Below are 14221 nucleotides of genomic sequence, written 5' to 3' on the forward strand. Positions count from 1 at the left end.
GATAAAAATAAACTGAAAATCAGCAAGATAATAAGAATAGAAAGATTAAATAAAACAAGAGCGGAAAGCCAGGAGTTAACAGCTGTTTTTCCGCTCTTTTTATATCATCCTGAGACAATTCTTTATCCCAGGATAAACCTCTTTATATCATCTCTGTTGATTCAGAGATAGGATTTACTTCGCATTGATCTCCTTCAAGAGACGGTCTGCGTGTCCCCACTTATCCATTAGGTAGAGCACATAGCGAATATCTACGCCGATGCAGCGAGCCAGGCGCTTGTCGAAGTTGATGTCTGAGCTGAGGCTATCCCAGTTGCCGTCGAATGCAAGACCTATCAACTCACCCTTGCCGTTGAACATAGGACTACCAGAGTTACCACCGGTAATATCGTTGTTGGTGAGGAAGCAGAGCTGCATCTTGCCTGTAGTCTTGTCCTGATACTTGCCGAAGTCTTTCTCAGAGAGGAGTTCGTGCATGATAGGCTCTGCGAAATAATCGATGACCTTATCGCCCTGCTTCATCTTCTCTACGATGCTCTCAGCTGTAGTATAGTAGCCTGATGGCTTGCCGCCGAGATCGAAACCGCCCACCTGTCCGTAGCTCAATCGCATGGTGAAGTTGGCGTCGCTATAGTGAGGCATGTCTTCCTCCATACGGAGCTTGGCAGCGCAGAGATATTTTTCCTGCTCGGCGATGCTGTCGGCAACGGCACCGATTTGCTCCACGAAGTCGGCGTAAATGTCATTCAGATCCATACTGTAATTTACACCTGGGTCTTTCTCATATCCCTTCTTGTTGAAGTAGAGCTTGGCACCCTTCTTCATGAGGAGTGACTTCTCCCAGAGATAATCTACATATTTCGTATAATCACCTCCAAACTGAGTGTCGATGATGTTGTAGAATTTAGGCAGCCATTTTGCATCAACGTGCTCCTTGTAGTTCTTCAGAAGGGTAGCGAGCACTTCTTTATCAAGTGCCATATCCCATTCATCTGAGTTGTCCTCAAACTCATGATATTGTTTTTTCTTATTCTTCTCGGAACCCTTCACTTCCATACCATTCTGAAGCTTGAAAGCACGGGTGTTCAATTCCACGTTACTGCGGCGAGTGAAAGTCTCGGCAAAGTTGGTCCAAGCGTAAGTTACGTCGGTGCTTTCCTTGTAGAGTTTCTGGAGTTTGTCGAAATCTACCTTGTGGGCGAGGTCGTTTGCTGCTTTGGCTGTATCTTGCCAAGCACGGAGACGAGTCTCGTACTCACGCTTCATGTTAACGATGCCGATGGAGTCGATGCACTTGTTCATACCGATGGAGTTCTTCCAGTAGTTGGAGCTCTGGGCGTACTTGCTGTCGTACTTGATGCGCACAGCCTCGTTGGCACGCATGTGCTTCTGCATTACTTCCTGCTTGATGCCGCGTACCTGGGCACGAGGAGCATTTTCTGCGTCACGCATCATCTGGATGCCATAGCTGGAGAGGTATCGTTCGGTACTACCAGGATAACCCATGGTCATCGCATAGTCGCCGTCCTTGTAGCCTTGTAGCGAAACTTGTGCCCAGCGTTTTGGGTGGTATGGCACGTTGTCCTTGCTGTAGGCTGCAGGACCATTGGTCTTAGGGTCGGCATAGATGCGGAATACAGAGAAGTCGCAGGTCTGGCGAGGCCACATCCAGTTATCTGTGTCACCACCGAACTTACCCATAGACTTTGGTACGGTGAATACGAGACGCAGGTCGGTGAAGTCGCGGTAAGTAGTAGCGTACCACTTGTTGCCCTCATAGAAAGGCTTGATGCTGACGTGAAGGGTAGAATCGTTCTTCTTCACCTCCTTGCTCATGGCATTCTCCAGAGAATCCACAAGCTCGCTTCGTTTCTTGTTGTCGAGCTGCTCATATCCGAGACTCATCATCTTGTCGGTTACGTCTTTCTGGTCAACCATGAAGCTGACGAACATATTCTCGTTTGGCAATTCCTCTGCGTAAGATTTTGCAAAGAAACCATTGAGCATGTAGTCGTGCTCCACAGTAGAGTGGCTTCGGATAGCTTCGAAACCGCAATGGTGGTTGGTGAAGACCAATCCGTCTGGAGAAACGACTACGCCAGAGCAATAGCCAGAGAAATTGACTACGGCATTCTTCAAGGCGTTCTCGCCATTGTAGAGCTGGTCGTAAGTCATACTGAAGCCTTCGCGCTGCATCATCTCGTACACTGCGTTTGGCAAGTTGTAAATTGTCCACATACCCTCGTCAGCGTGAGCGGTATTGATTCCGCAGAACGCCATGATAGAGGCGATAAGGACCGTTGCTTTTTTCTTCATTTTATTCTTTGTGTTGTTATTATGTGAATTGCAAAGTTACGATTTTTCTGCGAGATAACATCAAGTAGAACAGAAAAAAGCGAAAAATTCCATCAAAGTTTCCTTTTTAGAATTATTTCTTTCACTTATACTAGAAATATTCGATAAAAACGCAATATTTTTCACTTATACATGAAAAAGATTGCAAAAGCAGCGAGTTTTTCTTGTATAAGTGAAAAATTAGTGCTATTTTTGCGCCATAAAAAAGGTGTTTCTTATTTTTTGATGATCCATTTCCCTCCCTTGTCTGGTCCTATTCGTTCTATTATGTGATCTTCTTTCAGTTTCTTTATATGTTTAGAGATGGCACTTCGGTTGATTTCCAATCGTTTACTCATCTCATTGGTGGTGACAAATGGGTCGGATGCGATAAGGGAAAGGATAGACTCTTTGGTTTTCTGTCCACCTTTTCTGCTCACCTTTTCTGTTTCCTGTCCACCTTTTCTGTCCACCTTTTGATGAGGTGTGTGGGGTGCTTGTGGGGTAGCAAGTCTTGGCTGTACCTTCCATTCTTCTGTAGGATCTATATGCAAGTATCTGTTTTTGAGAACCCAACTTTCGCCTAGCAGCAAGTTTCTGAAGAAACGAACAAGGTAGATAGGAGAGTACTCTATATCTTTATTGATATTGCGATAATTGGCACGAACCAGGGCATTGCGGAAATACCAAGAGTGCTTGGCAAACATCTCATTATTCACCTTATAGCCTAAAGAGCGAAGATACTGGATGGTGAAAATCGCCGTGGTTCGGGTGTTGCCCTCTCTGAAAGCGTGGATTTGCCAGATACCAGATACGAATTTGGCAATATGCTCAATCTTTTCATCATCCGAAAGTCCTTTGTATTGGAAGTTCTTCTCCTGCTCAATATCCCAATCCAAAGCTCTTATCAGGTCTTCCCAATTCAGGTAGTTTACGGAATCTCCTTCGAGTACCCATTCCTTCTTGGAAATATCGTATTGGCGGATTTCTCCTGCGTGCTTGAATACCCCCTCGAAAATTCTTCGGTGCAGGGAAACATATCCGTTGGTATTGAAGGCAAAGGTCTTGCTGGCGAGAATCTTTGCGATGTTGGCTGAAACCTTATCTGCCTCTTCCTCGTCTTCGTCCTTAGGTGTGCGAACCGTCTTGCTCTGATAGTAAGAGTCAATCAGTTTTCTGGTTTCATCCAGAGTGATTTCTCCTTCGATGTTTCGTTTAGCCACATCTATGAGATACGCCGATGGTTGCAGCCCATCCACAGCCTGCAATCCGATAGCCGTCTTCCAGTTCTCGGCACTTTCCTTCTGCGAAGGTTCTCCTTGTCGGAGATACTCGTCGAAGGATGCGAAGTCCTTGAAATTATCTTTATTCATAGATGTAATGCTTGATATTTAACTTTGCAAAGTTACGACTATTTCCCGAATTTCCCAAGGCTTCGCATGATTTTCTTCATAATTTGCCTTTTTGCCGATAACAATCCTGGTGAAAGCGCCTCCTGTTCCAGCATATCCAGAGCAACCTTGAGCTCTGTAAGCAACTCGGGATAATACTTCATTTGCTCATAGGCGAGCTTCATGCAGTAACAGCGGATGGCGTAGGGTTGGGAACAGGCAGTAATCTTGGCGATGCAGAAATCGATGAAATCGGAACGAAGCGTTTCTTCTTCGAATGGTTGGCGAAGCAGAAGATGGAGCATCAGGCGGCGCTTGGTCTCATTCTTCTCTACGAGAACCCTATCTATCAGTTCGTCATGCTTCTGAAAGAGCCATAGGTTGTTGGCTTCATCAAAATGGCTTAAAGCCCAAAGCGCATTGAACGATACGCGGTCGTTTTCATCAAAGGTGAGCTGATAAAGCTCTTCCTTTAAACAATTATTCTCTTTGCCTTGCGTCTGAAGGCAAAGAGAATAAATATCGTTTATACTTAATCTGTTTAGGAGTTGATTTCTCATCATTTCAGCTCTTATAACTTCTTATTCTGTTCTCATAAAATCATAAGATGCTCTATTTCCTAAAGTACTTTCCAATTACTGGCAGACTCTTCAATGGGAAATCCTTTTTCACGAGATAAGCGGCGAAGATGAGGATGAGTACCGTATTGATGAGGCAGGCAATTCCACTGGAGAAGTATCTGTTAGCCTCGGTCATTCCTGCGAAGAGGATGAGGGCGAGAACTACATAGATCATCATTTCCTTCACCGGATAGTTGATAGGATACTTCTTCTGACCTACAAAATAGGAGAGAAGCATGGCTGTTCCATATCCTGCGAAACCGGCCCAGGCACAGGCGATGTAACCATAAACTGGTACGAAGATAACGTTGATGGCAATCAATACCGCACAACCGATGCCCGAGAAGTAAGCACCCCAGATGGTCTTGTCGATGAGCTTGTACCAGAAACTGAGGTTGAAATATACTCCCATCATGATTTCGGCAGCCATTACGATAGGCACTACCTTCAGTCCATCCCAGTAGTCGCGACCGATGATGTGGCGCAAAACATCCAGGTAGCCTACTACCACCAGGAAAGCCAAGAGGGTGAAGATGACGAAATACTTCATCGCCGAAGCGTAAGTCTGTCGATTGTCCTTATCCTTTGCCTTGCCGAATACGAAAGGCTCGTAAGCATAGCGGAAAGCCTGGGTAATCATTGCCATGATCATCGCAATCTTACTGGCTGCTCCATAGATTCCGAGTTGTGCATGAGCATCGCCCTTCTCATAGATGTAAGGGAAGAGAATCTTGTCGGCTGTCTGGTTCAGAATACCGGCAATACCGAGCACAAGGATAGGCCAGCTGTAGCCCAGCATCTTCCTGACGAGCACCTTACATTCGCTCCAGGAGCATTTCTCGCCCATGAATCCTTCCTTCAGTTCCTTGTAGAAACAGAAGGTGATGGAGGCGGTACAAACCAGGTTGATGTAGAAAGCATAACCCACATCGTGACCATCCATGATGACGTAGTAAACCAGGTTGAGCGCAATGTTCAGACCGATGAAGAGCAACTTGAAGGCAGCAAACTTCAGTGGGCGCTTCTTGTATCTGAGGTAAGCGAACGGGATGCACTGGAAGGCATCAATAGCCACGGTTACGAACATGGTCCATACATAAGCCGGATGGTCGGCGTAGCCCATCGCATCGCTCAAAGGCGTGATGAAGAGGAATACCAGGGCGATGAAGAGTAGGGAAGTGAAGCCCACCATGCTCAATACCGTGTGATAAACCTTTTCTGAGTTTTCTCCTTCCTTGTTGACAAAACGGAAGAAGGTGGTCTCCATTCCGTAGGTCAGGATAACGAGGAGTAACGCCGTATAGGCGTACATGTTGGTGATGACACCATAACCACCACTGGCGGCGCTGATCTTAGCCGTATAGAGTGGTACAAGCAGATAGTTCAGGAATCTGCCGATGATACTGCTCAAACCATAGATGGCGGTATCCTTTGCGAGTGATTTTAAACTTGCCATTATCTTTCTTAATGTTGAATGTTAAGTGTTGAATGTTAAATTGGGCTTGCGCCGTCATTCAAAGATTATCTGTGTAAATCTGTGAAATCTGTGGGAGACTCTTATCCGAAGAATAAATATGCTATAGCGATTGCTGCGATGACTCCTGCCAAATCGGCAAGCAAGCCGCAAGCCACGGCGTGACGGGTATTCCTGATGCTTACGCTTCCGAAATATACAGCCAATATATAGAAGGTGGTGTCGGTGGAACCCTGGAAGATGCAGCTCAATCTGCCCACAAACGAATCAGGACCATAGTTCTTCATCGCCTCCAGCATCATGCCTCGTGCGCCACTTCCCGACAGTGGTTTCATGATGGCGGTAGGCAGGGCGCCTACGAAATCGGCATTCAATCCGCATTGTTCTACCGACCAGGAAATGCCTTGAATCACCATATCCATCGCTCCCGAAGCACGGAATACACCGATGCCCACAAGGATAGCTACGAGATAAGGAATAATCTTCACCGCCGTAGTAAAACCTTCCTTCGCTCCTTCGATAAAGGCATCATAAACATTCACTTTCTTCCAGAATCCTGCCAGGATAAAGCAGAGGATGATGCCTAAGAGAATCATGTTAGAAGCCAAGGTGGTAACCGTGTTCATCGTATCCTTATCCATCTGTCCGAATCCCCAGATGATGATGCCTACGAAGGCGCACATTCCCAACAGAGTAGCGAGCAATACCGGCTGCAGGATGTTGATGCGCTGCCAGAGCGAAGTGATGATGATTCCGGCAAGCGTAGCCACGAGCGTAGCCATCAGGATAGGGATGAAGACATCCGTAGGCTGGGCTGCACCATAGGAGGCACGGAAGGCAAGGATGGTGGTAGGGATGATGGTGAGTCCTGAGGTGTTCAGAACCAGGAACATAATCATCGGGTTCGTTGCCGTATCCTTCTTCGTGTTGAGTTCCTGCATCTGCTGCATCGCCTTCAATCCTGTAGGCGTTGCTGCATTATCGAGTCCCAGCATATTCGAAGCGATATTCATGAAGATGCTTCCCATTACCGGATGGTTCTTCGGAATATCAGGGAAGAGACGGGTGAAGATCGGACTGAGCGCTCTCGCCAACACATTCACTACTCCCGCCTTCTCTCCTATCTTCATGATGCCAAGCCAGAGGGCGAGCACGCCCGTCAGTCCGAGAGAAATCTCGAAGGCATTCTTGGATGAGTCGAAGGTGGAATCTACAATCTTCTGGAAGATAGTCGTATCTCCCATTGCCAATCCGATGAGTGCGAAGATGAACGCAATCACGAAAAATGCTATCCAAATGTAATTTAAAACCATTTATTTGTATATTTCTTCAATTTACTATAGTTTCTAACTTTCTACCAGCTGGTAGAAAGTTAGAGAGCCTGTTTGTCGTTTTTTCAAGCACGGCTGCAAAATTACAACAAAAAACTTGTTTAGGGTTCGTTTTATATAGAAAATCCCTCATAGAGGGAGGAATTTGATGAATTTTATCCCTCATTGAGGGATTTTTGCCATTTTTTCTTTGTCCTTTCAAGCATTATTTGTATATTTGTCAGCGATTCTGAAAAGGATCGCGACATAATGGAAAAGGCGCATACTTAGCGCTTTGTTCTTGACTTTCTGAAACTTCGCAAACTTCATGCACTGTCAATGAACATAGCAACGGTAGGTGCTCTCGGGATGTGTTAATTCACATCCCTTTACTGGTATGGCTTATTGCGTCAAGGCGGTAGGTCTTATATCCGTATAGGGATAAGTGTATACATATCGGCGTGGGCTTCGACGTTGTATTGGCGTTGTATCAGCGTTGTACATTGAAAGACGATATTTCTTATTTGTTACCTACTTGATTATCAGCAGGTACAGGAAAACTCAAACGTAAGCATCATTTTATTGGGTGACAAGAAAGAACCAACAAAATGAAAAACAAATCTTGTGCAACAAATTTTGCTACCCAACAACCATTTTCCCTGTTACTTTTACTTCAAGAACCATTTTTACTGGCGGAAAGAAAAAAGATGTGTTACTTGTCTATGGCTACCAACCAAAGCCAATACACAAATATAAATTCATTCATCTTAGGATATATATACTAATGGATTGGATGAACTGAACGAATTGCGGAGCGATAGCCCAATCGTGCCATGTGCAGTATTGGGTTGTCGCTCTCTTTCTTTCCGCCAGTAAGAACTCTTGTATGATTTCTGTTACTTTCCACTTGTAATCGCTTGTTTCAAGTCGTTCTTGTCTCTTTTTATCCTCATATCTCAACTTTTCTAATTGTTACTCCGTTACCTGAATCTTCATCACCATTTCTGGGCTTTGATAAATTTGGTTGCAAAGGTAATGTCTGTACCCATATTCCTTGCAAGGTCAGTGCCTATGGTCTCTTGCTAAAATCTCCACCTTGCAGGTTGTATTTTAGCAGAGAACCTTGCAGGAAAAGCACAGACACCTTTTGAGGCAACAAAATTTAAATCAATCCCGAAATTGCAGATGCAAAATTAGGGAATAAAAAAATGAAGACTTATGGCAAACATTTGTGACACTCAGTACAAGGTGATGGGCGAACGCAAGGCGGTAGCCGACCTTTGGAACACGCTCCAAACAATGGAGGTGAACACCAAGAACGTACATCTCTACAAGTTGGCGGAACACTATGGCATCGACTATGAGAAGATGGGCATATCGGTAAGAGGATATATCTATTGGGCAGAGTTTGAGGCAGACGAGGACATCTGCTTGTTGTCCTTTGACACCGAAAGTGCATGGTCTGCCTGTGAGGAGTTCTTTGATGAATTGAACAAAGTTCTTGGTGGAGAACTTTCCGTCAGTTATCGTGAGATAGAATGTGGATGCGACATTTTCTATGTCCATGACGAGCAAGGCTTCTTCCCAGAGGAATGCTGTGTGAGTTCTTCGGGTGAGCCTTTCGAGGATGCTTGTGAGGATATCTTTAACACTTGCCAAGATGCTATTGCCAAGTGGTGTGAGAAGATGGGTATCTCGCAAGGTGACAGAACCGAAGATGAAATGATGGACTTCATCAACGGCTATGAGTATGAGAACGAGGACACCTATTATTATATAAACAAGTTCACGTTTGACTGATGGAAAGATTTGAGACGATAGAGAAAATCCCCACATGGGCATTATGCTACATCATCAATGGCGACCCTACGGGATTGAGTGATGAAGACATCAAGATGGTTGATGGCTTCATGCAGAAATGGCAAGTGGAGATTGTTTCTCCACTCAGCCAAGATGGAAACGCATCATTCTCACACTATCCTGCCTTTGGACTACCTGCCGAGGTTGAGGATTGCAAGGTGATTTATCATTCGGAGAACCCACAAACTTTATAGAGCTATGTTTGAATACGAAGAATTGACCGACATTATCGGTTGCAGTTGCACACTGCTGATACCCTACAGAGGACGCACAGAAGGTTTCGTGGTTGCAGACTATGGTGAGGACATCGTAGTGAAATTGCGCAATGGCAAGGAAATTGTAGAAAGACGTGATGACGTTCTTGTCTATGACTGACGAAAAGGATGCTTGGTGAAGGTTATACTCGCCAGGCATCTTTTTTCTTTCCGCCAGTAAAAGCCCTTTTGTATGTAACGGCAAACTCCCTTCATCGTTTGCCGATAAACTTTTATATGGCTATGCTTTGATGGTTGTATTCGCCAAATGGCGACCTGCCTCTTTGTATGAGATAAAATCTGCGACTACGCCTTTCTTGGAGCTTTTCGTGCAATGAAGCCTTTTGTCTGAGGATGGATCTTGTTTGCAGCATTGCGATTGTAGTTGGTTGCTCATGCTTACCTTCCTCTACAAATAGGAGTAGCCTTCGAAGCTGGTTCTCCTTCTGCTTGTCTTTGTCAATATGCTCATGCGACCACCCTCCATGCAGAAAAGTGTATTGCCTGTTGGTTTACCATTGTTTATGACGGCACACGACATGGAAACGTGTTTTGCATTGGTGATGGTTACTGCAAATGATTGAGCCATACGATGCTGTTACGGTATTCTTGCGTCCTTTTTTGAATTACCGATTTTTTGAAGCCACTATTTTTCCTATGCAAAGGTAGCGTGATGCTTCGACAGATGGAATCCGTCTTGTGCGGTCGCTTCGCTGTGACCAATAAAATAGCCGATAATCTTCCTTTTTCTCCTCACCGCCAACAGAAAACGAGTATTATAGTCGATTTTCATGGTGCTGCCCTCATGTGCCACATCCCTGCTCTTGGATTGCATGTAAAAATTAAGTTTCACTTCAAAAAGTAATTCAATATGAAAAAGATCGAGAACACTTTCGTTGTAACAGGATTCGTAGGCAACAACGCAGAAATCCGTCAGTTCACCAACGCTTCTGTAGCACGTTTCTCATTGGCAGTCAGCCGTCAGGAGAAGAATGGTGAGGAAACCAACAGAGTATCAGCTTTCATGAACATGGAGGCATGGCGCAAGAACGAGCATGTTGATTCTTTCGACAAGCTGCAGAAGGGAACCATGCTCACCGTCGAGGGCTACTTCAAGCCAGACGAGTGGGTTGATCAGCAAGGCACCAAGCACAACCGCATCGTCTTCATCGCAAACAAGTTCTATCCTACACCAGACAAGGAGGAAGCTCCAGCGGCAGAGCCTGAAAAGCCTACCAAGAAAGGCAAGAAATAGGATTTCTTCATTCTCTCCAATAAACAAAGCGGCTTCGGTCGCTTTTGTTTTGCTCATACAACCATGTTTACTTTTATAGCCACTATTAGCAAGTTTACTCTTATAACCGCATGCGTACTGCTATTATAAGCGTCAAGCCGTCTTCCCTTTTTATTACTTTTCCCCACCCATCTGCGAAACCGCACCAACAGTTCGTCAAAGCGACATTCTTTATTTATCGGGAGTAAGATCCCGAAAGATGAAGAATGACCATTTGCCGAAGGACAAGCACGAACAGAATGGCATTGGCGAACGGCATCCGTAACGCAACCGTCACTTACATGCTGTCTACCAATGCCATCCCTTTCGTTAAGTTGCTTGTCTGGCTATTGCGCAGTTTCACTCCCACCCATATCTTTTATATTCGCTTCTTGTCTTCCTTTTATAATCCATGGTTTACCCTTTTATAGCCGTCACAAAGATTTTATGCCAAAAGGCTCCTTGACTGTGGCGACCAACTGTCGCTACTGCAATAAGCCACATGGCATGAAGGCAGGAGCGGAAACACACTCGGCATGGATGCCAAGAGAGTTTCCCAATTACTCCTGCCGCATCTTTGTTCCGTCCTTCTGTTATAATCGGCAAGCCATTCTCTCTTTATAGCACTTCGTCCCTCCCTTGCGGAATTGCACCAATGGCGCAGTTCCACACCCACCCTTTTCTAGTTGTAATCTTATGTAGTAGCACTTATAGCCATTTCATTTCGTCCATCGTCTTTGCCGCTTCGGATATTTTCCGCAAAGGTACCAGTTGCATGGCAAATGCCAAATTGGGCCTCATGGATGCTTTTCAAAAAATCTTCCTCTATGTGCCTTGCATATAGAGCGTATTTTTCGCTTCCGATTTGTCTTTTTGCCTTCCAACTCCTTTGCGTGGCGGAAAAATATCCCTTGGGCAAGCCGAAAGGCTTCCGAAAATAGGGAAAATAAATAATCGAGTTTAACGCAAATAATTTTCCGACTATGGCAAGAATGATAGACGACAACACCAAGAGACAGCTGAGCAAGAGGATGGATTTCTTCTTGAAGTATTTTCCTGTGAGGGTTCGCAATGTGGGCGAGGACGCAGTGGCTGCACGCCAACTGATTTGGGCGTTCAAGGATGCAAGGGACAACGCTTTTGAGAAGGTGGCGCAAATGACCGCAGCACATCTTATCAAAGTTTGTGGTGAGAAGATAAAGGACATCGTGTTTGTATGTGTGCCAGCCAGCACCCAAGCCAAGAACGAGAGTCGATACATGGCTTTCTGTAATCGTGTGAGCGAGCTTTGCGGCATCATCAACGGCTATTCGCACATATCCGTTTCAGGCGACCGCTTGGCAGTACACGAGCACCGCCATGACAAGGAAAAGAGCATCACTAAGACACAAGTGATTGAGTTTGATGAAGCCTACTTCAAAGGCAAGGACATCTATGTTTTTGATGATGTGGTAACGACCGGCGCAAGCTATGCCATTTTTGCCAATCAGTTGGAAATGTTTGGCGGAAACGTATTAGGCGGTCTTTTCTTGGGACGCACACACTATAAATATGCAAAGTGATATGGATAAGACAAAGTACATCAAAGCCAATTCCGTGGCTTTTTCGGGACATCGCACGATAGCGGAAGACCGCAAGGACGAGATAAGGAAGAAACTGAGGGGCAAGATAAGGCTGCTCTATGCTATGGGCATCACCAATTTCTATTGTGGCATGGCACTCGGTTTCGATATGTTGGCAGCCGAGGAGGTGATTTCATTGAAAGTGGAACTTCCCAATCTGAAACTTATTGCCGTCATTCCCTATGACGGTCAGAACGAGAGGTGGAGCGCAAGGGAGCAAGACCGCTATTGGGATATTCTTGACAAAGCGGACGATGCTATCCTTTTGAGTAAGTACTATTTCAATGGATGCTTGCTCAGACGAAATGATTATATGCTTTCTCATTCGTGCGGACTGATTGCTTTCTTCGACGGCAAGCCCAAGGGTGGCACGTTCTACACTTGCCGAAAAGCCAAGTCGATGGGGATGGACATCATCAATCTGTACAAGTCACAAGTATAACAAACGAAAACTATAGCGTATGGACGACATCGTATCTTTGTTCGTGGTGTTCTTCGTGTTCAAGGCTTTAGGCGGAACGCTTAAAAGCCTTTTTCACGGAGACAAACGGAATGATTTCAGAAGAGACAGATAAGGAATTGCCTTATCTGCCAAGTATTATGGGCAAGCCATACTGCAAGCATCAGTTGCAGTATGGCTCATCATTTATCTATATTGCACAAAAATCTAATTCGTTCAATAAGGTTTTGTATGTTTTGCGGAACTTACTAATGGTAATATTTTTGATATTGCCTGGCTTGTTGCTTGTTATCAATTCATTCAGTAAAGCCGTGTCAGCTATGGCTGATTTCATTGCATCTATGCTCTTCTTATATCCGCATACCAATTTTGCGCCTGTAATAGACTTGAAGTGCTCAACTTCAGAGGTGTTAGCGAGTGTTTTACAGCAACTAAAGTGAACTATTTTATCACGGAAGAAATCCCCGGCTATATCTGCCAATTCTTGTAAATCAACATTTCCATTCTCTCCCTCTAAACTTATAGAATGAAACCAACCATGACAAGCTATATAAACAATGTCTATTTTATTCCATTCACGTTTGTTCCTGTTGAAATACTCTATGTAGAGTTTCAAATCCTCTTTTGTCAAAATGTGCCTATAAATAGCATCGCATTTATGATATTCTTTCAACATTCTAAGAATAGGCTCGCTATTCAAATCAAAGCGTTCAGGCTTTTTGTGGGTATTGAATTTCCATTCTCCCTCAAAACAAAGTATATTCTTCATAAAATCACCTTTTATATTTCACTTTCATTCTTTGGCTTCCTCTTGCCGAGCGGTCCGCTGAATTTTCCACGGTTCAGCTTCACCCCATACTTGTTGAGTATGCGGAACACCGAGCTGCGGCTCCTGAAGCCGCTGACCTTCCAGATGTCATCGATAGTGTAGTTGTTGTTATACATATTGACGATATTCCTCTCACGGTCAATGCCTTTCTTTGGAGTTGAACTCTTGGCAGGTTTGATACCCGACTTTATATATTCCACATGGGTAGCAGCCTTGCGCAAGGCAACTATCTCTTCGGACAACGAACCGAACATGAAAAGCACATCGGCGATTGATGTACTTGGAAACAACTCCCCCTTTGAGTCAATCTTATCCTGAATGGATATTATCCTTATCACCTTCACCCTGCAAAACTCCAGGAACATCGCTAATTCCCGAACACCACGCAGCGCATTACTGAACTTCGAGATGACCAGTTCGTCACCTCGTTCCAGACAATCCATGAGCTGCTTCCATTCCGGGCGTGTCTTCTCTTGGCTTGCACTATCTTCTATGATACGGCAGCAGCCATACTTCTCCATCCAAGCCCGGTCAAAGGTGAATGTGTCATACTGCTCCGAGTTAAATATGTAACCTACTTTTGCCATAGCTATTATACACTGATTTGTAATTTGCCGACAAAGATACTTATATTCCATCAAAGTATAATCATACTCTGATAATTATTATAGTTAATTAAAGATTGATGTACTGCACTTTCTTGGATATATTATCATTTCATATCATGCTATAAAGTATGAATGAAAATAAAACATAAAGTTTGATTTAGTTTGAATGAATACCCGATAAATAGT

15 protein-coding genes are annotated in these 14221 nt (G+C 44.5%); 6 read left to right on the forward strand and 9 right to left on the reverse strand.

Translation table 11 applies throughout. The features are described 5' to 3' along the window. Positions 1-174 precede the first annotated feature (174 nt). The 5 genes from KUA50_RS12410 to KUA50_RS12430 all read right to left on the reverse strand — a co-directional run bounded on the left by KUA50_RS12410 (position 175) and on the right by KUA50_RS12430 (position 7132). Entirely contained in the window at positions 175-2316 is a 2142-nt protein-coding gene (locus KUA50_RS12410; protein ID WP_218455799.1) for a S46 family peptidase, read from the reverse strand. Between the two features lie 254 nt (positions 2317-2570). After that, positions 2571-3707 carry a Fic family protein gene (locus KUA50_RS12415; RefSeq protein ID WP_218455800.1) on the reverse strand — a complete coding sequence of 379 codons (1137 nt, stop codon included), beginning with the start codon at positions 3705-3707 and terminating at the stop codon, positions 2571-2573. Between the two features lie 38 nt (positions 3708-3745). Further along, complete coding sequence (locus KUA50_RS12420) at positions 3746-4288, reverse strand: hypothetical protein (protein ID WP_256624075.1); 543 nt, start codon at positions 4286-4288, stop codon at positions 3746-3748. Positions 4289-4337: 49 nt separating this feature from the next. After that, positions 4338-5801, reverse strand: coding sequence for an oligosaccharide flippase family protein (locus KUA50_RS12425; protein WP_218455801.1), 1464 nt, complete (start codon positions 5799-5801; stop codon positions 4338-4340). Between the two features lie 101 nt (positions 5802-5902). Beyond that, positions 5903-7132, reverse strand: coding sequence for a nucleoside recognition domain-containing protein (locus KUA50_RS12430; RefSeq protein ID WP_218455802.1), 1230 nt, complete (start codon positions 7130-7132; stop codon positions 5903-5905). Positions 7133-8347: 1215 nt separating this feature from the next. Here KUA50_RS12430 and KUA50_RS12435 point away from each other — a divergent pair. From KUA50_RS12435 to KUA50_RS12445, 3 genes are read left to right on the forward strand one after another with little or no spacing between them, the layout of a single operon-like run. Then, positions 8348-8929 carry a hypothetical protein gene (locus tag KUA50_RS12435; RefSeq protein ID WP_022121709.1) on the forward strand — a complete coding sequence of 194 codons (582 nt, stop codon included), beginning with the start codon at positions 8348-8350 and terminating at the stop codon, positions 8927-8929. Continuing rightward, a complete protein-coding gene (locus KUA50_RS12440; protein WP_010537207.1) occupies positions 8929-9183 on the forward strand; it encodes a DUF6926 domain-containing protein in 255 nt (84 codons plus the stop codon). Before KUA50_RS12435 ends, KUA50_RS12440 begins: the two co-directional genes overlap by 1 nt. 4 nt (positions 9184-9187) lie before the next feature. Beyond that, entirely contained in the window at positions 9188-9364 is a 177-nt protein-coding gene (locus KUA50_RS12445) for a hypothetical protein (protein WP_010537206.1), read from the forward strand. A 288-nt stretch (positions 9365-9652) separates the two neighbouring features. On the opposite strand, the gene KUA50_RS12450 is transcribed toward KUA50_RS12445, so the two are convergent. Further along, positions 9653-9832 carry a hypothetical protein gene (locus KUA50_RS12450; protein WP_022121710.1) on the reverse strand — a complete coding sequence of 60 codons (180 nt, stop codon included), beginning with the start codon at positions 9830-9832 and terminating at the stop codon, positions 9653-9655. 66 nt (positions 9833-9898) lie between these two features. Next, a complete protein-coding gene (locus tag KUA50_RS12455; RefSeq protein ID WP_141565419.1) occupies positions 9899-10096 on the reverse strand; it encodes a hypothetical protein in 198 nt (65 codons plus the stop codon). An 18-nt stretch (positions 10097-10114) separates the two neighbouring features. Between KUA50_RS12455 and KUA50_RS12460 the strand changes: the two genes are divergently transcribed. The 3 genes from KUA50_RS12460 (at position 10115) to KUA50_RS12470 (ending at position 12580) form a co-directional block, all read left to right on the forward strand. Next, on the forward strand, positions 10115-10498 hold the full coding sequence (locus KUA50_RS12460) for a single-stranded DNA-binding protein (protein ID WP_022121712.1): 384 nt from the start codon (positions 10115-10117) through the stop codon (positions 10496-10498). Between the two features lie 1001 nt (positions 10499-11499). Next, positions 11500-12078, forward strand: a complete 579-nt coding sequence (locus KUA50_RS12465) for a hypothetical protein (protein WP_022121713.1) — start codon at positions 11500-11502, stop codon at positions 12076-12078. A 1-nt stretch (position 12079) separates the two neighbouring features. After that, positions 12080-12580 carry an SLOG family protein gene (locus KUA50_RS12470; protein WP_022121714.1) on the forward strand — a complete coding sequence of 167 codons (501 nt, stop codon included), beginning with the start codon at positions 12080-12082 and terminating at the stop codon, positions 12578-12580. Positions 12581-12788: 208 nt separating this feature from the next. Here KUA50_RS12470 and KUA50_RS12475 read toward each other — a convergent pair whose 3' ends face one another. Next, complete coding sequence (locus tag KUA50_RS12475; RefSeq protein ID WP_022121716.1) at positions 12789-13367, reverse strand: DUF6642 family protein; 579 nt, start codon at positions 13365-13367, stop codon at positions 12789-12791. Positions 13368-13378: 11 nt separating this feature from the next. Then, positions 13379-14014 carry a recombinase family protein gene (locus KUA50_RS12480; RefSeq protein WP_022121717.1) on the reverse strand — a complete coding sequence of 212 codons (636 nt, stop codon included), beginning with the start codon at positions 14012-14014 and terminating at the stop codon, positions 13379-13381. Between the last annotated feature and the right edge of the window lie 207 nt (positions 14015-14221).

The organism is Segatella hominis (genome assembly GCF_019249725.2).
Taxonomy (GTDB): domain Bacteria; phylum Bacteroidota; class Bacteroidia; order Bacteroidales; family Bacteroidaceae; genus Prevotella.